Here is an 18,589-nt window from a genome sequence, read left to right on the forward strand (position 1 = left end):
GAGAGAGGGTGTCACCGGCATGCGCAGAGGCACACTTGCGCATGCAGCGCGGATTAGAAGCCAGCGAAGGTGCTACCGCTCGTCCTCTCCGATGAGTGCGAGTAGCTCCTCGGCGGAGATTTGTTGCTCAGGGTCAGCCCGTCCTCCCATGAGGGCGAGCCCCTCGTTGGTGAGCACGTCTGCGGGGTCGCGCTTGTCTCCGGCGTCGGGCCAGCGGAATTCTTCAGCGATGGTGCCGTCCCAGGTCAGCACTCGATAGGCGTTCACGCACCTGCTGCATGCGGCCAGGTGCCGTGCCATGGCTTGCGCGCCGGTGCCGACGGCTTCGGCGAGGTTGTTGTAGCTCGTCCAGCGTCCGGCGGGGAGGGCATCGAGGATGGAGTGCGCTTGGGACCAGTCGAATCGTCGGGAGTCGCTGAATCGTTCCCGGTACTGAGCGAGGATCGGCTCCTCGAGTGCGGGGATGGCCCAGATGGCTGCCGCTTGCGCGGCGAGCGAGGCAGCGCGTTGCTCGATGTGGGCTGCTCTCCATCCCTCGAGTTGTCCGAGTCCCTTGTTGAGGCGGAGGGGGCTGTCGCGGAATCCGCCTGGCATGTCTCGCTTCTCGTGGAACGGCCGGTCGGAGTACTCCGGGTTGTAGCCGGTAAGTGTCAGGTTTCCGAGCGTGTGGAGATAGCGGTCGTGCACGGCTTCCCAGTCGGCGCCGAGCTCCTGCTGCCAGGCGCGGGTAACGTGCTGGGGCATGATGTGCTCGATGGTGTACTCCGCTGTGGAGACTTCTTCCTTCCGGCCGTGGTTCTCCATCTCGCGGAAGAAGTAGCCGCGCCGCTTCAGGTGATACATGTCCGAGGTCTTCAGGGCCTCCTCGAACTCCTCGTTCGTGGGGAACCGCCGGTAGTCCGGAAGGGTCAGGAGACGGCTGTAGACGCTCTCGACGTAGTGCTCCGTATCGATGGCGGAGGCGAGGGTCGCGAAGGTCTTGTTCAAGCTGTTCGTGGGGATCCGGCAAACGGCGCGGCGGAACAGGTACGCGATGATCGCGTCGAGGATCTGAACGAACGCTCGACTGTCGAGAACGCCCGCGACGTAGTCCGCGTACAGGCGCAGCTGGAAGGGATAGGCGACTGTGGCCAGCTGGTCGAGCTCTCGAAAGCGCTTCGCCAGAGCCGGGTTCGTCTCCGCGCCGAGCGCCATCGCCGCAAACCAGCCGGCGTGATGGCTCAGACCCGTTACCAGCTGATCGCGGGTGGTCCCGTCTCGCTCCTGGTCAAAGGCGTAGCTCTTGAACGCGTCATAGATCTCGTCGATGCGCGGAATCGCGAAGGTTTTCACGGTGAGGAAGTGACGCACGAACTCGTCGAAGCGGCCCTCGTCGGCTCCCTGAAACTGCCGCTCCATCGGGAACCAGTACACCTCGTAGAGACGCTCCTGCCGCGAGGGCGTCAGATCCATCAGCACGAAGTTCCGGATCAGATCAGCCTGGGACAACTTCTTGCCCGTTGCGTTCATCGATTCGAAAACGAGCTGCGGATCATCGGTGCCCCGGGTCAGCTTCACGTCGACCACGACGAGCTTGGCAAGGCCACGGCACACGTCGACGATGGCGTCAGTGGAGGCTCCGCGCAGTAGGCCCACGAAGTAGAGGTAGTTGCTGATCACCCGAGAATCTGAGACCGGCAGGGGAGCGTTTCGGATTACGGCCTTCAGCGCCTCCTTGTCTCGCTGCGACAGGATCAGCTTGAAGAACCCGTCCCCCGACTCGAACGGGTTCGTCAAGTACAGCCCGCGGATCTTCTGTGGGGCGAACCCCGCCACCGGCTCCCGTTCCTCCTCGGGTAGCTCGTCTAGACGAGCTGCAAGGGCCGCGAGCAGCAACGTCACCGTCGTCACGCGCTGCTGCCCATCGATGAGGAGGTCAGGCTCGCTCGATGTCCGGGTGCCCTGGCCTCGCTCGATGTAGACGATCGAGCCAGTGAAGTGACTGCTGAGCCCGTCCCGGGCTCCGGCGCGCGTGATGTCGGTCCAGAGCTGTCCGCACTCCGCCTCGCCCCACGAGTACACGCGCTGGTAGATCGGTACGACGAAACGATCAGCCTTCTTCAACAACTCCAGCAGGTTCGCGTCCACAGCTTTCATAGTGTGTCTCCATCAAATTTTCGACTTGCATGGAACGTGAGCGTACGTCGATTGCAGTAATCGCTGCGAGAGGTCTACCGAATCCACGATATCCCTTACTGCAAGGAGCGCATTCTCTTCGGAAGAGGGGCTTCCGGTCTACTCCGCGCTCAACGAGGGGAACATCGAGCGAGCCGAGTTCCTCGCCGGCGTGGCCGACCGGCAGGCTCCGTCGACCGTCCACGGCTTCGTCGAGCCCCTTGACGAGTGGGAACGTCTCGGAGGCGTCATGGACTTCAGCGCCGCGGAGGAGAAGCCGTGTTTCCTCGTCGCACGCGGCCCCGCGCCTGCGTAGAAGAGCATCGGGCCGCTGACCATCTACCCGAGCGGCAATGTCGAGGTCGTCTTCCAGCACATGCCGAGCCGACCGCCGTTCGACTCCGTCACGCTCCGACAGGCGCTGCTCAGCCGCCTCAACGCGGTCAGCGGCGTCGACCTGCCCGCCGACCGATTGGAGAAGCGCCCATCCTTCGATCTCGATGTCCTCGCCGATCGGTCTGCTCGACTGCAACTCGTCGAGGTGCTCGAGTGGTTCGTGGGCGAGCTGGCGGCGCACGACAACGCACTTGTCAGCAGCAGCGGATGATCTGAGAGCAGATCATCGCGCGGGCTCGAAGAGCAGATCCGTTCTGGCGTCTCAGAACTCGTTTCCAGTGATCCCACTGGCCGCATCCAGGAGTTCGCGCCGCCGCTTCCATACCGCCCCGCGGTGCTGACCTCAGGCTCCGATGCGAAAGGAGAAGCGATCGTGAGCGCTTCGGACCGCCCGGCTTGACCTCGCACCCACGGCCCAGCGGCGGCCGGCCGGCTCCGGCCCCCGAAAATCGCTAGCCGACACGAGGCCTCAGGCACGGAGGACGAGAATCACCACATCCCACCGCTCACTCGGCGAGCGACTTCCACAGCGAGGCGTTGGTCTCCGTCATCGCCCAGCCGTCGCCGGGCCAGAAGATCGGCCAGCGGGTGTCGCCGCCCATGCGGTTCTTCATCCACACCGTTGCCCGGCCGAACGCGCGCTGCATGGTCAGCGGCTCGACGCCGGTCACCTTCGCCACGTCCTCGAGGGCGACCGCCGACGGCGACGCCGCGGCGAGGACGTCGAGGACCTCGCAGAAGAGCTTGATGGACTTCGCTTCGCCGGATCGCAGGACCTCGAACTCCTCGAGGGTCCACTCCCGCGAATCCTCGGCCTCCGTGTCGTCGTGATCCACGACTCTTGCCGACCCTCGACCGCGCAGTCGCTCATCGGCGGAGTCGTGCTCGGCGATGAGGCGCATCACGGGGATCACGAGGCTCTCGGGGACGGGGACCATCACATAGTCAGACATGATTTTTTCCTCTTCATGGTGGGTAGGATTCGAACAAGACGAAGCTAACACGTCTCGCATGACTCTTGCAAGACTCGACCAAGCGTCTTCACCTGCTCCGACTCTCGAACCACGAGCGCTTCGGCTAGCAACCAGGTCGACCCGGCCGCCGCTTTGCCGACCGCAGCGGCGAAGTGATCGTGGTGGCGCCAGTGCCGTGGCGCCTCCGCCTCTCGCCAATCGGGCCGCGCCTCCACCCGAGCTGGCCGATCATCCGCGTGAAGGCCGGTCTCACCGACCCGCACTTCCTCCTCGGGCCGGTCGAGCTCGACCTGAAGACGAAGACGGTCGCCGAGTACCTCGAGGAGTGGCGGCCCGCCTGAGGAGCAGCGATTCCGGCCCTATCCGGATCGGAGCGTCGGGCCTACTCTCAGGGCTACCACCGCCCCGAGTAGAAGGGCGAGGGCCGCAGATGCGCACGGGATCGGCCAGAAGCAGGGTGCGAGTACTCCTGGCCCCCGTCGCGTGCGTCCGTGACAGAAGTGACGCCGGAGTACACATCTCGATACGAGTGGCTTGAAGCACCACCGGCCAGACGATCGGAACTCCATGACCCACACGCTCGACGACACCCTTCTGCTGTCGCCGCTCATCGTTCCGCCCGACACGGAGATGAAGAAGGCCCTGCTGCTGAGCGAGCGGTTCTCGACGATCGCTCCACGGGGATTCCCGCGCACCGAGACGCTGGCCGAGATGAAGGAGCGAGGCTGGTGGGTCCCCGCTCACCTCGATGACCTCGACGAATCGACTCGAGAGCGGGCCGTCAGCGAGTGCGTCCGCGCGGCAAAGCGGTACACGTTCACGACCGACGACTGGCAGCAGTCCGACAGGCTGTTCGCCCGCAAGCTCCCCTACGAACTGGAGCACTGGCTCGTCGAGAACGACTACCTCAGGCCGGCTTCTCGCGACGGCTCTCAGTTCCGAGCGACCAGACAGAACCTCGTCCCCGCGCTCCTCGTCTGCGGCCGGCGTCTCTGCCAGGCGAAGGGCTGGCAGTACGGCGTGGCCACGACGGCGACTGCCCGCCAGGCGCTGTTCGCGATCGACGACGCCTCCGACCAGCGCGCACTCGCCCTCACGCTCTACGACATCCCCGAGCCACACCAGGATGCGACCTTCGACGACATCGTGGCCTTCCGGCAGAGCAAGGAGAAGCTGCTCGCCCGGTACCTCGACGGCCTCCGGGACGTGCGGCTCGCCGTCGCCGAGGCGGAGGACGGCCGGGAGCTCGAGGACGCGCTCCTCACCTACAAGGCGCGCGTCACGGAGCTGCACCGGGCGTCCGGACCTCTGAAAGGCGAGGGCGGCGGGCGACTCGATCCGATGACTCTGCTGATCCCGATGACCGAGGTCGGCGTCGCGGTCGGAGACTGGTTGACCTCAGGGCCGAGCTTCGCTCCCATCGTCCTGGCGGTGCGAGCCGTCGCCTCTATTGTCACCCTGCGCCGGCACGACGCGACGTCCTACCTCTCGGCCGCAGTGGCGAAGAACCTGATCGAGGCGCCGGAGAGCCGGGCGGTAACGGTCGGCCTGCGGGACTGACCACCTCAGCACCTGCATGAGCGCCCCTCTTGTGCGCGACCGAGCAGTCGACCTGATCTCTCATAAAAGCGGGGGTGTCGCCGACAGCGTTCCTGTCGAGACGACAACCGCGAGAATCGTGCCGACATTCGAGAATCTGCTTGTCCAGACGAACTCCGACGATCTGGACGGGGCGTCGGATACACCGCTGCAGACGACGCCCCGTCAGAAGCCGCGAACGACGACGGCGACGTTCCAGAGAAGCGCTTCCACCGCTGTCTGCAGGCGCTCACCCTCGGCTTCGAAGATCGCCTCCTGACTCGGACTGGACCACCGGGCCTCCGGCCAGAAGCCGCGACTCCAGAATTCCTGCCACTCCCTCAGATCCTGCGCCACCGCAGGCGGGATACCGATGGCGTCGGGCTCATGAACGGCGGCGTAGTCCATCCACAGGGCGTAGGGGGTCCCGTGATCCGGACCGATGACGACGCGGGCGAGCTCACCCTCGCGAGCCTGTGCCGCTCTGGCGAGAGTGCTCTCGACCGTCGCGAACGGGGGGACAACCCATTCGACCTGCGTGACCGGATCCACGACGACGAGCACTGCGCATCACTGCCCTTCTTGTCCGACTGCACGAGACATTCTCGCTTCGTCGAATTCGAAGGGGAACCGGCTGTCGTCATCGGGACCGCGGCGGGCACGCGCGCCGGTGCATCCCCGCGACTCGCACCCCCTTCGCCACCGCAGCGGTCGTGTCCGGCGTCCTCCCGGCGACCATCACGCGACCGTCTCGGGCCGACCCTGGTTCCCCTCCAGGAGTCCGCTCCGACGGGTTCGGTACCGTCTCCCCCATGCCCGACCCCACTCCCGACGTCCCCGAGGTCGCCGCTGAGCACCTGCGTGCCGAGCTGCAGCTGAGGCGCTTCGGGCGGCTCCGACTCACCATCGACATGGCGCTGGGCAGCGGGATCCTCGCGCCCTACGACCTCGTCGTCCTCCGCCTCGACACGGGAGCAGAGATCATCCGCGTGAAGGCCGATCTCACCGACGCCCACTACCTGCTCGGCCAGGTCGAGCTCGATCTCGAGACGAAGACCGTCGCCGAGTTCCTCGAGGAGTGGCGGCCCGCCTGAGGAGCGCCGCCGCCACGCCCTACTGCTTCGTGTAGTCCGCCGAGAAGGTCGACGGGCTGCCGCTCGCCGGGGTGATCGTCTGGGCGACCTTCAGCGGCACCCAGGTCACGGTGAGCCGGTCGCCGTTGACACCTCCGCCGCTGATCGTCCCGGAACGCTGAGCCGTCAGGTCGACGGTGCTCGTCGTCCCGGTCGAGGAGTCGGTGGTCGTCAGGACGACGCGCCGGGTGGTGCCCTCCGCGACGCTCAGAAGGTCGCCTCGAGGATCGGCGATCGTCGTCTTCAGAGGCTGGAGGATCGTGCTGCCCGCCGGCGTGAAGTCGAAGCACTCGGCTCCTCCGAGGACGGCGGTGGACAGGATCGGCTTCGTCGAGCCGACCGAGGACACGGTCAGGGTCCGGACGATCCCCTCGGACGGACGGCACGACACCCCCAGGCTGCCGCGGGACGTCGAGCGCTCGTTGCCGACCGCGTCGACGACGGGATCGAGCCGGGAGCCCTCCTTCGAGACGGTCATCTTCTTCCAGATGAGGGGGAACGTCGCGGATCCGTCTCCCGTCGTGCTGATGCTGAGCGCGTCGATGGTCACGGAGTCGAAGGCGTACGTCATCCCGCCGGGCCGCTTGCAGGGCGCCGTGGAGGAGTCGCACGTGCCGACGGCGCCGAGCTGCACGGTCACGTGGGGGATCACCGATCGGGCGTTCAGCGCCTTCTCGAGCTCGGTCGCGATCGTCGCGGTGTCGATGTCGACGACGGTCGTCGTGTCGGCACGGCCGCCCAGGTACTCCGTCAGGGAGCAGAAGCCCTTCCCGTCGACGGCGATCGTCGTGGCGTCGAAGGCGAAGGTGATGAGCGGGGAACCGGCGGGAGTGCAGCCCTCGGGGAAGCCGAGGGAGGTGTCCTCCGGAGCGGCGCCGGCGGGTCCGGCGGGGCCGGCGGGTCCCTGAGCGCCGGTCGCGCCGGTGTCGCCCTTCACGCCCGGGGCGCCCGACGGACCGGCGGCACCGGTGTCGCCCTTCGCTCCCTGCGGACCGGCGGCGCCCGTATCGCCCTTCACTCCCTGAGCGCCCGTCGGGCCGGTGGCGCCGACCGTGCCGTCAGCGCCGCGCGCGCCCTGGAGGCCCTGGAGCCCCTGCAGACCCTGCGGGCCGACGATGCCCTCCGGACCTCGTGCTCCGGGGGCCGCGATCTGCACCCAGGCCCCGGTGCCGGCGGCCGGGGAGATCGCGCGGTTGTCGGCCACGGCGACGTAGGCGCCGCCTCCGAACACCACGACGCTCGACGGCGGGCCGACTCGGTACGCGGTCCGGTCGCTCCACTGCGTCACCGTCGACCAGGCCGCGGTGCCGTCAGCGCCGGCTGCGCCCTGGGCACCGGTCGCGCCGGTCGCGCCTGTTGCGCCGGTCGCGCCCTGGGCACCGGTCGCACCTGTTGCGCCGATGGCACCCTGCGCTCCAGCTGCACCCGTCGCTCCGGTCGCGCCCGTTGCTCCGGTAGCGCCGACCGCACCGGTCGCGCCCTTCGCCCCGTCAGCACCTGTCTCACCCCGAGCGCCGGTCGCGCCGGTCGCGCCGTCGGCACCATCGGCACCGTCGACACCGGCCGGGCCCGCCTCACCGTCCGCTCCAGTCGCTCCGGTCGCTCCATCGGCACCCGTGGCTCCGGTCGCTCCGTCAGCACCCGTGGCTCCGGTCGCACCATCAGCACCCGTCGCACCGGTCGCACCATCAGCACCCGTCGCTCCGGTCGCGCCGTCAGCACCCGTCGCTCCAGTAGCCCCCTCCGCTCCCGCGACTCCCGCCGGACCGTCCGCACCCGCAGGCCCGGCGGCTCCGTCCACACCTGCCGCGCCCGTCGCTCCCTGCGGCCCCGTCGCTCCTGCCGCGCCCGTCGCGCCCCGCGGCCCCGTCGCTCCGGTCGCGCCCGTCGCCCCCTTCGCGCCGGTCGCGCCCTTCGCGCCCGGAGCACCCTTCGCCCCCTGAGGACCCGTCGCTCCTCGCGGGCCCGTCGCGCCCCGCGGACCGGTCGCTCCACGCGGACCGGTGGCTCCGCGCGGACCGGTGCTCACCGTCGACGACGCAGCCACCGTGCGGGCATCGGCCGACGACGTCGGGTCCGTCGTCCAGGCGACCGCGATCTGCCCGTCCGAACCGCAGTGCACCGACGACGCGACCGGACGCAGGGCGCCCGAGGCGGGGTCGAAGCATCCGGTCTGCGCCGCCGCGGCGGCCGGAGTGACGGAGGCGAGGGCGCCGGCGCCCACCAGGAGCAGGGCCGACACGGCGGCCACCGCTCGAGCGGCTCGGGGGTGCTTCCAGGAAGCGAAGGGCAGCGTCACGTCGGGTCCTCGTCGTCGGGGGCCTCGCGGCCTCGTCTGGTGCTGGCGCCTGTGCCGGAGCATCGACTCCATTAGCGGAGCGGCGGCCGTTCGCACCCTGTGTGCGAGCAGCGTCACTGTCTCAGTGGAATACCGTTCAAGCAAGACCCCCGAACGGCCGATCTGCTCGCGGCAGGATCACGGATCCGTTCCCTTCGTGCAACGCTCGACCTCGACCCGGCCATGTACTCGGTAGACGCTCGACCGACGAAGGATGGACCCGATGACGCGACGCACACTCGACGACCTGCTCTCCCGCAGCGACCCCGCGACCGACGACCGGGCGCCCGGCGTCCGCACCGCCCTGAACGCCGTGATCGCCGAGACCCGCGAGCGCGCGCCCCGCAGGCCCGCGCGCTCGAAGGCGTGGTGGCTGGCGGCTCCCGTCCTGATCGTCCCGGGTCTCGTGCTGGCCACCAGCGCCGGCACCGATGTCCGCTCCGTCCCCGACTTCACGATCCCGATCAGCTACACCACCGACTCCGGCGCGGCCGTGACCTGCTCGATCGACTACTTCAACGGCGAGATCGACTACCGCGAGGTCACCACCTTGGCGACCGACTACCTGCGCGCGCAGGACTGGAGCGGCGTCGGCCAGCGGATCCACGACGACGCGGTCGCCTACACGACCGATCCCGCGTGGCTGGCCTCGGACATGAACAGCGACGGCCCCGGCCTCTCGGACGAGACGATCCGCTGGCGGGCCTGGATCACCGCGGCGGACGACCACATCCTCGACACGATCCCCGAGGGCGCGATCGTCGAGGGCGACGGCGGGCTGGGCGGCAGCACCGATTGCACGGGAGAGCTGTGATGAGCGCCGGCGAGGCGGCGCCGACCATGGCCCGGAGCGTCGTCCGCTCCCCCGCGCGCGACCGCGAGGCCGAGATCACGGCCCTGGTCGAGCGGGAGGCGCCGGACCTGCTCCGCTACTTCGCACGGCGGACGGCGAGCCCCGAGGACGCCGCGGACCTCCTCAGCGACACCCTGCTGATCCTCTGGCGGAAGGAGCGGTCGATCCCCGAGGACGAGACGCGCGCGCGGATGTGGGCGTTCGGCGTCGCGCGGCGGGTGCTCTCGGGCCAGCGCCGCACCGCGACTCGGAGGAGCGCGCTGGTCGAGCGGCTGGCGGAGGAGCTGCGCGTCACCCCGCCCGCACCCGCCGACGACGCGGCGGAGGACGTGCGCGCCGCGATCGCGCAGCTGAAGCCCGTGGACCAGGAGATCATCACCCTCGTCTACTGGGATGGCTTCTCCCTCGCCGAGGCGGCCGAGATCCTGTCCCTCCGCGCGGCGACGGTGCGGAGCCGCCACGCGCGGGCGCGGGCGACGCTGCGGGAGGCGCTGGGGGCGGCGGACTGAGGAGGGTGGCGGGGCCCGCCGCACCCCTTCACCCGGCACCCTCCCCTGAGTAGCATCCCCCGCATGAGCAGGCTCGTCGTCTCCGTCCTCACCTCGCTCGACGGCCGCTTCGAGGGGCCCGGGCACGACCTGTCGGCGCTGCCGTTCGAGGACGCCTTCAACGACCACAACCTCGAGCTGCTGCGCCGCGCGGGCACTCTCGTCTACGGCGGACGCTGGTTCCGCGACAACTGGGACAGCTGGAGCGCCGTCGCCGCTGACGAGACGGCGGGCGATCGGGAGCACGAGACGGCGCGGCTCGTCACGTCGCTCGACGCGCTCGTGATCAGCGACTCGCTGGCGCCCGATCCGGAGGCTCCCTGGGCCGCCACCACGCGGATCGTGCCGCGGGAGCAGGGTCCGTCGGAGATCGAGCGGCTCAAGCGGGCCGACGGGGGCGACCTGCTGATGTTCGGCAGCGGCACCACCTGGAATCCGCTCCTCGAGCAGGGCCTGGTGGACGAGCTGATCGTCCTCGTCGGCGCGGGGCTCGCGGGCGGCGGGTCGCCGCTCTACTCCGGGGCGCCGCAGCATGGGCTTCGCCTGCTCGACGCGACGGTCCTGCCGGGTTCGGAGCTGGTGCGGCTCCGCTACGACGCGAGCGGGGCCGGCGGGCGCTGAGCGGGATCTGCCGACGCGCGAGAACGCCGGCAGAGCTGCGCCCTTCGCGCCGTCGAGGCGCTCGCCTCGACTGGCCTGCGCACAACGTCAGCTGAGACAGGGCGGCCTCCCCAGGAGCCGACGCCCCCTCCTCTCAGCTGACGTCGTGCGCGCTCCGGGTCGGGCAGCTGCCGGAACCGGAACTCCAGCGGACCCTCCGGTCGGCGAGCGCCGGTGTCCACAACGTCAGCTGAGACAGGGCGGCCTCCCCCAGGGGGCGACGCCCCCTCCTCTCAGCTGACGTCGTGCGCGCGAGGCGCAGAGGCCGCCCCGGACAGCGAGCGGTTTCCCGACGCTGCAGGCCGGCGGAGCGCCCGGGCGCACAGCCGGACCCCCAGAACCACGCTCGCCGCGCCGCCCGCCAGCACCCCGGCAGACACCGCGGTCCAGATCGTCATGCTCGAACTCGGAACAGCGTGCAGCCCGAAGGCGAGCCCCACTCCGCTGCCGACCAGCGCGGCCGCGACCAGCGGGATCGCCAGCGCCGACCTCTTCTCGGCGCCGGTCCACGACGAGCTCCACAGCACCAGAACGGCGCCGATCGGCCAGCCGACTCCGGGGATCAGCAGCCAGCCGAAGGCGAAGACCAGGGAGGCCGCGACCGCGAACCACCGGTGGGCGAGGGTCCCCCGCCCCGCTCCGCGCTGAACTCCGGCCTGGACCTGATCAGTCATGCGTCGGAGCCTACGGAGACGGCCGCGACCGCGGCACGAACTGGCGCAGGACCCCCGCGCTCCGGCACGCCGCGGAGAAGCGCCTGCCGACATCGGCACCACGCCTCAGTCCACGCGCCCCTCCGGCGCGCCGCCGCCCACCGGCCCGATGGACTCTCGGGCGATGAAGGTCGCGGCGAGCAGCTCCGCGTCCGACTCCGTCCGGCCGCTGAGCAGGCGCAGGATCGTGCGGCCGGCCGCGACTCCCACGTCGTAGATCGGCTGCGACACCACCGACAGGGGCGGATCGATCAGCTCGGCCCACGGGAAGTCGTCGAACATCACGAAGGAGAGGTCGTCCGGGACGCGCAGGCCGCGAGCCCTCGCGGCGCGGAGCAGGTCGAGGGCGATGAGGCTGTCGGAGGCGAGGATCGCGGTGGGCGGCTCGGGGAGCGCGAGGAGGTCGTCGAGGACGGCGGCCGCCTCGACGAAGCCGATCGCGCCGAAGTGGATGAGCTCCCGGTCGGGCGCGATGCCTGCCGAGCGGAGCGCCGCGGAGATGCCGGACAGGCGCTCGGTCACGGAGGACACGCGAAGGGGCTCGCCCGGCGTCCAGTCGCCGGGGTCGGCGAGCGCCGTCACGAACGCCACCCGGCGGTGCCCGGCCTCGAGCAGGGCGGCGGTCGCCTGCTCGGCGGCCACGGCGATCTCGACACCGACCGAGGGGACCGGGAGCCCGTCGATCCGCCGGTCCAGCAGGACCAGGGGACGCCCCGTGGCGTGGACGTCGTGGAGGTGCTGCGTGTGGAAGGACGACGCGGGCGAGACGATCATGCCGTCGACGCGCTTGTCCAGGAGCACCCTCACGGCGTCGACCTCGGTGTCGACGTCCTCCGAGGTGTTGATGAGGACGACGTCGTAGCCCGCTCCGGCGACGGCGTCGGTGATGCCCCTCATCGCGAGGCCGAAGTAGCCGTTCTCGATGTCGCCGACGATGACGCCGATGGTCTTCGACTTGCCCGTGTTCATGCTCCGGGCGAGCTCGTTCGGCCGGTAGTCGAGACGCTCGGCGGCGGCCAGCACCCGGTCACGGACGCTCTCACTGACGGCGCCGTAGTTGCCCAGCGCGCGCGCCGCGGTGGCCTTGCCCACGCCGGCCTCCCGGGCCACATCGGCCACGGTCACCTCGCGCCTGCGCTTCGTGATCTCGGCCACGACGCTCCTTCCGATCCGATGCTCCACTGCCCTTGACACTCGTTCCCAGCGCGGGGTAGCTTCCTCGATACCGCGGTGAGTCCGGTCTCAACGTAGCCGATTGGGACCGGACTCACCTACAGAATCCCTCGAGGAGGCGTCGGCCGTGCTCGCGGGCAACCCGAGGCTCGAGCTCGACTCGTTCGGAGCCGGCCCGAAGCCGATCCCGGGCGACGGCGAGCCCGTGCTCGGGGCGGTCGAGGAGATCCCCGGTCTGCACGCGCTCTTCACCCACAGCGGCGCGACCCTGGGCCTGATCGCCGGCGAGCTGATCGCCCTCGAGATCCTCTCCGGCGAGGCGAGCCCGCTGCTGCGGCCCTTCCGCTCGTCGCGGTTCAGCGCGGTGACGGCCTGATGCGCCCGCTCCCGCTCGCCGATCCGCGGATCGTGGCCGTCGGTGACAACGTCGTCGACTGCTACACCGCCGACGGCCTGATGTACCCCGGCGGCAACTGCGTCAACGTGTCGGTCTACGCCGCTCGCGAGGGCGTCCCGACCGCCTACATCGGCGCCGTCTCCGACGACGCCGCCGGCCGGCTCCTCCGCTCCTCCCTCGCCGCCGAGGGCGTCGACGTGTCGCGCCTGCGGCAGGAGGAGGGCTGGACCGCCTACTGCCGGATCGGCCTGATCGACGGCGACCGCGTCTTCCTCGACCCGGGCAAGGGCGTCTCGCTCTTCACCCCCTCGGCCGCCGACCTCGACACGATCGCGGGCTTCGACGCCCTGCACGTCGGCGCCTCGAGCTTCCTCGACGAGCACCTCGGCGCGTTCGCCGAGCGGACGCGCGTGTCGTACGACTTCTCCTCCGAGTTCGACCGGGCATCCGTCGCCGGCGTCGCGCAGCACTGCTTCCTCGCCTCGTTCTCAGGAGGAGGCCGGAGCGACGACGAGATCGAGGACCTGCTCGCCGGCGCCCTCGACGCCGGCGCCTCCTGGGCCCTCGTCACCCGCGGCGAGCGCGGAGCCGTGCTCTCCGACGGAGTCCACCGGGCCGTCAGCACCCCGGTCGCCACTCGCGTCGTCGACACGCTCGGCGCCGGCGACTCGTTCATCGCCCGCACGCTCATCGGGCTGCTGCGCGGCGAGGAGCTGGACGACCTGATGGCCGCGGCCTCGATCTCGGCCGCGTTCACCTGCACCGAGCACGGCGCCTTCGGCTACGGGGCGCCGATCGAGATCACCGAGGAGGCCGGCCCGCCCGCGGCCGCCGCCCTCGACCACCAGACCCACCCCCTCGCAGAAGGAGAACTCTGATGACCGACGGCACCTACCTCGGACCGGGCCCCGTCGCCCCCGTCCCCGACGACATCGCCCCCTCGATGGAGCACGCTCTGTCGCTGTGGGGCCGGATCGACGACCACGTCGCCTCCCTCCCCGCGGTCGACCGCGTCTTCCTGGTCGGCGCGGGCGGATCGCTGATGGGCGTCCAGGCCGCGCAGTACCTGCTCGACACGGCCGCGATCACGTCCGCCGCCTCCTACAACTCGGACGAGTTCTTCTTCCGGGCCCCCGCCTCGGTCGGCCCCGGCGCTCTCGTCGTCGTGCTCTCGGGCACCGGCGAGACCCCCGAGACCGTGCGGGCCGGCGAGTGGGCGCAGGAGCGCGGCGCCGCCGTGGTCGGCGTGACCCTCAAGCAGGAGGGACCGCTCGCGCTCGCCCTCGACACCGCCTTCGTCGCGCAGACCGGTCAGGGCACGCAGCTCGTGCTGCAGCTGCTCGCGCTCGCGGTCCTGCGCCGCGACGGGGTGGACGTGACGGATCGGCTCGAGGCGCTCCGCGCCCTGCCGTCCGCGATGGTCGCCACGGTCGCCGCCTTCGAGCCGAGGGCGGAGGAGCTGGCCGCCGCGATGAAGGACGTCCCGGTGACCTACCTGATCACCTCCGGGTCGCTCATGAACCCCGGTCAGACGTTCACCACCTGCTACCTGCAGGAGATGCAGTGGATGCACGCCGCGACGATCAACGCGGACGAGTTCTTCCAGGGCCCCTTCGAGGTGTTCGACGGCGAGACGCAGTCCCTCGTCTTCCTGGCGGAGGACGCGACGCGGCCGATGGGCGAGCGCGCCCGGAGCTTCCTCGACCAGTACAGCGGGACGACCCACTACGTGGACTCCCGCGAGCTGGAGCTGCCCGGGATCGCGGCGTCCCAGCGCGCCTTCGTCGCACCGCTCGTGTACTCGACGCTCGTCTCCCGGCTCGCCGCCCACTGGGCCGCGGCCCGGGGCTACGCGCTGGAGGGACGCCGCTACATGTGGCAGTTCGCCTACTGAGGCGCGGCGGCGGGGGGAGCGGTCGGCTCTGCCCGCGCGCTCACCAGCCCTCGGGCCCCGCGCTCCCCGCCTCGTACTCGTCCAGCGGAGCGTCGCCCGCGGCCCACGCGGAGAGCACCGGAGTGATGATGCGCCAGCACTGCTCGGCCACGTCGCCCGGGACCGAGAGCAGGGTGTCGCCCTGCAGGATCCCGGCGAGGACCTGCGCGTAGGGGTCGAGCGTGGCCGCGCCGGGCTGCGCCGTCAGAGTGGTGCGCTCGAGGTCGGTGAGCTCGTCGGCGCTGTTCACGACCAGGTCGAGGCTGACGTCGCCGCCCTTGAGGCCGATCCGGAGGACCGTCCCGGCGTCGCCCTCGGCCGCCTGCAGGCCGCGCGGGGGCGTGGCGGCGCGGAAGTGGATCGCCACCTCCCGGCGCGGGTCGCCGATCGCCTTGCCGGAGCGGAGGACGAAGGGGACGCCGGCCCAGCGCGGGGTGTCGACCTGGAGCAGCAGCTGGGCGAGGGTCTCGGTGCCGGTCTCGGGGTCGACGTCGGGCTCGTCGACGTAGGACGGGAAGAAGCGGCCGTCGACGCGGCCCTCGGTGTAGCGGGCGCGGCGGGCGGAGGAGGGGTCGTCGCGCCAGAGCCGCACGGCGCCGAGCACCTCGGCCATGCGCGCGTGGACCTCGTCGGGCGTGACCTCGTCGGGGCGCTCCATCGTGGTCAGCGCGAGCACCATCAGGAGGTGGCTCTGGAGCATGTCGCGCAGCGCGCCGGTCTTCTCGTAGAAGGCCGCGCGCCCCTCGATGCCGAGCGTCTCGTCGTAGACGATCTCGACCTTCTCGATCCACTCGGCGCTCCAGCTCGCCTCGAGCAGGCTGTTGCCGAAGCGCAGGCCCAGCATCCCGAGCACGGTCGCGTTGCCGAGGAAGTGGTCGATGCGCCAGAGGCGGCTCTCGGGGAGGACCTTCGCGAACGCCGCGTTGAGGGCGATCGCGTCGTCGAGGTCCTCGCCGAACGGCTTCTCGATGGCGACGACCAGCTCCTCGGGCAGGTCGAGCTCGGCGAGCGAGGCGGCGACCTTGTGCCCCATGGCCGGCGGCAGTGCGACGTAGAGCACCGGGGTCGACGGGCAAGCGTCGAGGAGGGCCTTCAGCTGCTCCGGGTCGGAGGCGTCGGTGGCGATGAAGCGCGCGCGCGACGCGAGCGCCTCGACCGTGTGCGCGGCGACTCCGGCCGCCTCGAGGCTGCGGCGGACGAGGCCCTGCCACTCCTCGTCGGTCTGCGGCGTGCGAGCCGCCCCGATCAGCGTGAGCTCGATATCGCGCGCGAGCTCGGCCACCCGGCCCAGGCCCGGCAGCAGCAGCCGCTCGGTGAGGTCGCCGCCCGCACCGAGGATCGCGATGCTCCGCTGCTCGCTCCCCAGTGCCGCGGCCTCGGGAATTCCGATCTGCTCCGTCATGGTGTCTCCCTCGTAGCCGTCGTGAGTCAGCGGCCACAGTACGCGCCGGGCCCTGGCGCGCGGCCGGGAGCCGGGAGGGGTTGAGGAAGCGGGCGCGGAGTGGCAGGGCGGCGCGCGGCGGGCTGCACGACCTCGGCTGAGAGGGGACGGCCTGCCTTGTCGGGGCAGGGACCCCGCTCTCAGCCGACGGTGTGCGGCGATCACGATCCGCAGCGCCCGTGCGGGCCGTCCGGCGGTAGCCTGCCCGCATGCGCCTGCGCCAGGTCGTCCTCGACACGGAGGACGCCCGCGCCCTCTCCGCCTTCTACCTCGCCCTGCTCGGCGGCGAGTACCGTCCCGGCGACGAGCCGCCCGCGGACGGCTCCGACGACGAGGCGGAGTGGGTCGCGATCGTCACCGCCGACGGCGCGAAGCTCACGTTCCAGCGGGTGGCCGCCCTGCCGCGCGCGACCTGGCCGGAGGGACCCGTCCCGCAGCAGCTGCACCTCGACTTCATGGTCGCGGACGCCGACGAGCTCGACCGGCAGAAGACCCGCGCCCTCGCTCTCGGTGCCGCGCTGATCGAGGACAGGAGCGACGACCCGGAGGAGGCGCTCCACGTCCTCGCGGACCCGGCCGGCCACCCGTTCTGCGTCTTCGTCGCGCCCGACTACCCGACGGAGTAGGCGCGGTCGGACCGGGCGCGCCCGTTGGATCACATCCCGGCGCTCCTGCACGCCGGATGTCGTTGTGCTCGCCGAATCCGCGAATCCAGCGCGCAGGAGAGCACGTCACGTGCAGGAGAGCGTCAGACCACCCCCGCCGCCGTCCCCGACACGATCAGGTCGGCGCGGTCGCGCGTGGCCTCGATCAGCACCGCGTTCCGCCCGTCGACCTCGGAGGCCCAGGCGGAGGCCGCCTCGGGGGCGCGGCCGAAGGAGACGTGGCGGTCGACCAGGCGCTCGAAGCGCTCGGTCTCGGGAGTCGCGCAGAACCAGGCCTCGTCGAACTCGGCGCGCAGCAGCGCCCACGGGCCCTCGTCCACGAGGAGGTAGTTGCCCTCCAGCACGACGAGCGACGCGGAGGGGTGCACGGCCAGCGCTCCGGCCACTCCCTCGTCGACGGTGCGCTCGAAGGTGGGCGCGTAGACGACGTGGTCGGTCTCGGCGCGCAGCCTCCGCACCAGGGCGAGGAATCCCCAGCCGTCGAACGTGTCGAGGGCGCCCTTGCGGTCGTGGCGGCCGAGCTCGTCGAGCGTGGCGTTGGCGAGGTGGAAGCCGTCCATCGGCACGAAGGCGGCGGTCCCCTCCCCCGCGAGCTCGTTCGCGCGGGCGACCACGGCCCGGGCGAGCGTGGTCTTGCCGGCGCCGGGGCTGCCGGCGATCGCGACGATCGCGCGGCGGCCCGGCGAGGTCAGCGCGAGGGCGCGCCCGGCCAGCTCATCGAGCCCGGGCCACTCCACCTCGGGGGCGACCTCGGTCTCAGGCCTCGCCACGGCTGCTCTCCAGCGCGTTCACCAGGAAGCCGTGGGCGTGACGGGCGAGCGCGGGGCCGTCGTTCCAGAGGTTCCGCCACACGGCCAGGTCGTTCGAGAGGGTCGGCGAGACGACGGCCGACGAGAACGACTCGAAGGTGATGGGCCCGCGGTAGTCGATCGCGGCGAGGGCGTGGAAGAACGTCGTGAAGTCGAGGTGGCCGCTGCCGAGGTAGCCGCGGTGGTTCTCGCCGATGTGGACATACCCGAGACGATCCCCGACCAGCAGCACCGGGCGGAAGAAGTCGTCCTCCTCGATGTTCATGTGGTACGTGTCCAGGTGGATCAGGACGTTGTCGGCGCCGATGTCGTCGGCGAGGCGCAGGGCGTCCGCGGCGGTGTTGATGACGTTGGTCTCGTAGCGGTTGCAGATCTCGAGGCCGAGGGTCATCCCCTTCGTCGAGGCCTCCGCGGCCAGGTCGGTCAGCACCGAGACGACGTTCGCGCGGCCCGCGGCCGAGAGGGGCGCGCTGTACTTGCCGAGCGCGCTGTAGAGGGCGCCGGTGAAGTGCGTGCCGCCGAGCGCGTGCGTGGTCTCGAGGGAGTCGGCGAGCAGCTTCGCGCCGCGGGCCACGACCTCGGGGTCGTCGCTGGAGACGTCGGCCGAGAAGGCGAGGCCGCGCGAGCAGACGATGCCGAGGTCGTTCGCCTCGAGGGCGGCGCGGGCGGAGGCGGTGTCGAGGTTCTGCACGTCGTGCAGCGAGAGCTCCAGCAGGTCGAATCCGGCCGCCTTGGTCTGCTCGATCGTCGCGGTCACTTCGTCGGGGGTCGTGCCGCCGGCGAAGACGAGGGCGTGCACTCCGAGAGGGTTCGTGGTCATGGTG

20 protein-coding genes are annotated in these 18,589 nt (G+C 70.9%); 11 read left to right on the plus strand and 9 right to left on the minus strand.

What is annotated here, in order from left to right; genetic code table 11:
- Positions 1-72: 72 nt before the first annotated feature.
- Positions 73-2,127 carry a DUF262 domain-containing protein gene (locus C5D08_RS01045; RefSeq protein ID WP_181110150.1) on the minus strand — a complete coding sequence of 685 codons (2,055 nt, stop codon included), beginning with the start codon at positions 2,125-2,127 and terminating at the stop codon, positions 73-75.
- 403 nt (positions 2,128-2,530) lie between these two features.
- On the opposite strand from C5D08_RS01045, the gene C5D08_RS01050 reads away from it, so the two are divergent.
- Positions 2,531-2,761, plus strand: a complete 231-nt coding sequence (locus tag C5D08_RS01050; RefSeq protein ID WP_104275436.1) for a hypothetical protein — start codon at positions 2,531-2,533, stop codon at positions 2,759-2,761.
- 295 nt (positions 2,762-3,056) lie between these two features.
- Here C5D08_RS01050 and C5D08_RS01055 read toward each other — a convergent pair whose 3' ends face one another.
- The gene (locus C5D08_RS01055) at positions 3,057-3,503 is read right to left on the minus strand and encodes a hypothetical protein (protein ID WP_146086093.1); all 447 of its coding nucleotides are present in this window, start codon (positions 3,501-3,503) and stop codon (positions 3,057-3,059) included.
- 179 nt (positions 3,504-3,682) lie between these two features.
- Between C5D08_RS01055 and C5D08_RS16590 the strand changes: the two genes are divergently transcribed.
- Positions 3,683-3,865 (plus strand): hypothetical protein, encoded by a 183-nt coding sequence (locus C5D08_RS16590; RefSeq protein ID WP_181110148.1) that lies wholly within the window; start codon positions 3,683-3,685, stop codon positions 3,863-3,865.
- Positions 3,866-4,091: 226 nt separating this feature from the next.
- Positions 4,092-5,084: a hypothetical protein gene (locus C5D08_RS01060; protein WP_104275438.1), complete on the plus strand. Its 993-nt coding sequence runs from the start codon at positions 4,092-4,094 to the stop codon at positions 5,082-5,084.
- A 204-nt stretch (positions 5,085-5,288) separates the two neighbouring features.
- Here the strand turns inward: C5D08_RS01060 and C5D08_RS01065 are convergent, their stop codons facing one another.
- The gene (locus tag C5D08_RS01065) at positions 5,289-5,666 is read right to left on the minus strand and encodes a hypothetical protein (RefSeq protein WP_104275439.1); all 378 of its coding nucleotides are present in this window, start codon (positions 5,664-5,666) and stop codon (positions 5,289-5,291) included.
- A 248-nt stretch (positions 5,667-5,914) separates the two neighbouring features.
- On the opposite strand from C5D08_RS01065, the gene C5D08_RS01070 reads away from it, so the two are divergent.
- Positions 5,915-6,196, plus strand: a complete 282-nt coding sequence (locus C5D08_RS01070) for a hypothetical protein (protein ID WP_104275440.1) — start codon at positions 5,915-5,917, stop codon at positions 6,194-6,196.
- Between the two features lie 19 nt (positions 6,197-6,215).
- Here C5D08_RS01070 and C5D08_RS17480 read toward each other — a convergent pair whose 3' ends face one another.
- Entirely contained in the window at positions 6,216-7,523 is a 1,308-nt protein-coding gene (locus C5D08_RS17480; RefSeq protein WP_219815131.1) for a collagen-like protein, read from the minus strand.
- Positions 7,524-8,796: 1,273 nt separating this feature from the next.
- Between C5D08_RS17480 and C5D08_RS01080 the strand changes: the two genes are divergently transcribed.
- The 3 genes from C5D08_RS01080 (at position 8,797) to C5D08_RS01090 (ending at position 10,595) form a co-directional block, all read left to right on the plus strand.
- Entirely contained in the window at positions 8,797-9,387 is a 591-nt protein-coding gene (locus tag C5D08_RS01080; RefSeq protein ID WP_104275441.1) for a hypothetical protein, read from the plus strand.
- Positions 9,387-9,935 carry an RNA polymerase sigma factor gene (locus C5D08_RS01085; RefSeq protein WP_219815132.1) on the plus strand — a complete coding sequence of 183 codons (549 nt, stop codon included), beginning with the start codon at positions 9,387-9,389 and terminating at the stop codon, positions 9,933-9,935. The genes C5D08_RS01080 and C5D08_RS01085 overlap by 1 nt, the downstream gene beginning before the upstream one ends.
- A 63-nt stretch (positions 9,936-9,998) precedes the next feature.
- The gene (locus C5D08_RS01090) at positions 9,999-10,595 is read left to right on the plus strand and encodes a dihydrofolate reductase family protein (protein WP_104275442.1); all 597 of its coding nucleotides are present in this window, start codon (positions 9,999-10,001) and stop codon (positions 10,593-10,595) included.
- 272 nt (positions 10,596-10,867) lie between these two features.
- Here C5D08_RS01090 and C5D08_RS01095 read toward each other — a convergent pair whose 3' ends face one another.
- Positions 10,868-11,308 carry a hypothetical protein gene (locus tag C5D08_RS01095; RefSeq protein WP_104275443.1) on the minus strand — a complete coding sequence of 147 codons (441 nt, stop codon included), beginning with the start codon at positions 11,306-11,308 and terminating at the stop codon, positions 10,868-10,870.
- Between the two features lie 105 nt (positions 11,309-11,413).
- A complete protein-coding gene (locus C5D08_RS01100; protein WP_104275444.1) occupies positions 11,414-12,502 on the minus strand; it encodes a LacI family DNA-binding transcriptional regulator in 1,089 nt (362 codons plus the stop codon).
- A 100-nt stretch (positions 12,503-12,602) separates the two neighbouring features.
- On the opposite strand from C5D08_RS01100, the gene C5D08_RS01105 reads away from it, so the two are divergent.
- From C5D08_RS01105 to C5D08_RS01115, 3 genes are read left to right on the plus strand one after another with little or no spacing between them, the layout of a single operon-like run.
- On the plus strand, positions 12,603-12,896 hold the full coding sequence (locus C5D08_RS01105) for a hypothetical protein (RefSeq protein WP_258067180.1): 294 nt from the start codon (positions 12,603-12,605) through the stop codon (positions 12,894-12,896).
- Positions 12,896-13,795 (plus strand): PfkB family carbohydrate kinase, encoded by a 900-nt coding sequence (locus C5D08_RS01110; protein ID WP_104275445.1) that lies wholly within the window; start codon positions 12,896-12,898, stop codon positions 13,793-13,795. Before C5D08_RS01105 ends, C5D08_RS01110 begins: the two co-directional genes overlap by 1 nt.
- The gene (locus C5D08_RS01115) at positions 13,795-14,811 is read left to right on the plus strand and encodes an SIS domain-containing protein (protein WP_104275446.1); all 1,017 of its coding nucleotides are present in this window, start codon (positions 13,795-13,797) and stop codon (positions 14,809-14,811) included. The genes C5D08_RS01110 and C5D08_RS01115 overlap by 1 nt, the downstream gene beginning before the upstream one ends.
- A gap of 40 nt (positions 14,812-14,851) precedes the next feature.
- Here C5D08_RS01115 and C5D08_RS01120 read toward each other — a convergent pair whose 3' ends face one another.
- The gene (locus tag C5D08_RS01120; protein WP_104275447.1) at positions 14,852-16,252 is read right to left on the minus strand and encodes a glucose-6-phosphate dehydrogenase; all 1,401 of its coding nucleotides are present in this window, start codon (positions 16,250-16,252) and stop codon (positions 14,852-14,854) included.
- A gap of 248 nt (positions 16,253-16,500) precedes the next feature.
- Between C5D08_RS01120 and C5D08_RS01125 the strand changes: the two genes are divergently transcribed.
- On the plus strand, positions 16,501-16,917 hold the full coding sequence (locus C5D08_RS01125; RefSeq protein ID WP_104275448.1) for a VOC family protein: 417 nt from the start codon (positions 16,501-16,503) through the stop codon (positions 16,915-16,917).
- Between the two features lie 122 nt (positions 16,918-17,039).
- On the opposite strand, the gene C5D08_RS01130 is transcribed toward C5D08_RS01125, so the two are convergent.
- Both C5D08_RS01130 and C5D08_RS01135 read right to left on the minus strand, forming a co-directional pair.
- Complete coding sequence (locus C5D08_RS01130) at positions 17,040-17,726, minus strand: nucleoside/nucleotide kinase family protein (protein WP_258065149.1); 687 nt, start codon at positions 17,724-17,726, stop codon at positions 17,040-17,042.
- Positions 17,713-18,585 (minus strand): sugar phosphate isomerase/epimerase, encoded by an 873-nt coding sequence (locus C5D08_RS01135; RefSeq protein ID WP_104225811.1) that lies wholly within the window; start codon positions 18,583-18,585, stop codon positions 17,713-17,715. The genes C5D08_RS01130 and C5D08_RS01135 overlap by 14 nt, the downstream gene beginning before the upstream one ends.
- Between the last annotated feature and the right edge of the window lie 4 nt (positions 18,586-18,589).

Source organism: Rathayibacter sp. AY1B6 (assembly GCF_002932755.1).
GTDB lineage: Bacteria > Actinomycetota > Actinomycetes > Actinomycetales > Microbacteriaceae > Rathayibacter.

What these genes read in the sequence shown, in the direction of transcription:
- C5D08_RS01050 (WP_104275436.1), top strand. Translation starts at nt 2,531, where the DNA reads ATGCCGAGCCGACCGCCGTTCGACTCCGTCACGCTCCGACAGGCGCTG.
- C5D08_RS01055 (WP_146086093.1), bottom strand. Translation starts at nt 3,503, where the DNA reads ATGTCTGACTATGTGATGGTCCCCGTCCCCGAGAGCCTCGTGATCCCC.
- C5D08_RS01060 (WP_104275438.1), top strand. Translation starts at nt 4,092, where the DNA reads ATGACCCACACGCTCGACGACACCCTTCTGCTGTCGCCGCTCATCGTT.
- C5D08_RS01070 (WP_104275440.1), top strand. Translation starts at nt 5,915, where the DNA reads ATGCCCGACCCCACTCCCGACGTCCCCGAGGTCGCCGCTGAGCACCTG.
- C5D08_RS01080 (WP_104275441.1), top strand. Translation starts at nt 8,797, where the DNA reads ATGACGCGACGCACACTCGACGACCTGCTCTCCCGCAGCGACCCCGCG.
- C5D08_RS01085 (WP_219815132.1), top strand. Translation starts at nt 9,387, where the DNA reads ATGAGCGCCGGCGAGGCGGCGCCGACCATGGCCCGGAGCGTCGTCCGC.
- C5D08_RS01090 (WP_104275442.1), top strand. Translation starts at nt 9,999, where the DNA reads ATGAGCAGGCTCGTCGTCTCCGTCCTCACCTCGCTCGACGGCCGCTTC.
- C5D08_RS01095 (WP_104275443.1), bottom strand. Translation starts at nt 11,308, where the DNA reads ATGACTGATCAGGTCCAGGCCGGAGTTCAGCGCGGAGCGGGGCGGGGG.
- C5D08_RS01110 (WP_104275445.1), top strand. Translation starts at nt 12,896, where the DNA reads ATGCGCCCGCTCCCGCTCGCCGATCCGCGGATCGTGGCCGTCGGTGAC.
- C5D08_RS01115 (WP_104275446.1), top strand. Translation starts at nt 13,795, where the DNA reads ATGACCGACGGCACCTACCTCGGACCGGGCCCCGTCGCCCCCGTCCCC.
- C5D08_RS01120 (WP_104275447.1), bottom strand. Translation starts at nt 16,252, where the DNA reads ATGACGGAGCAGATCGGAATTCCCGAGGCCGCGGCACTGGGGAGCGAG.
- C5D08_RS01125 (WP_104275448.1), top strand. Translation starts at nt 16,501, where the DNA reads ATGCGCCTGCGCCAGGTCGTCCTCGACACGGAGGACGCCCGCGCCCTC.
- C5D08_RS01135 (WP_104225811.1), bottom strand. Translation starts at nt 18,585, where the DNA reads ATGACCACGAACCCTCTCGGAGTGCACGCCCTCGTCTTCGCCGGCGGC.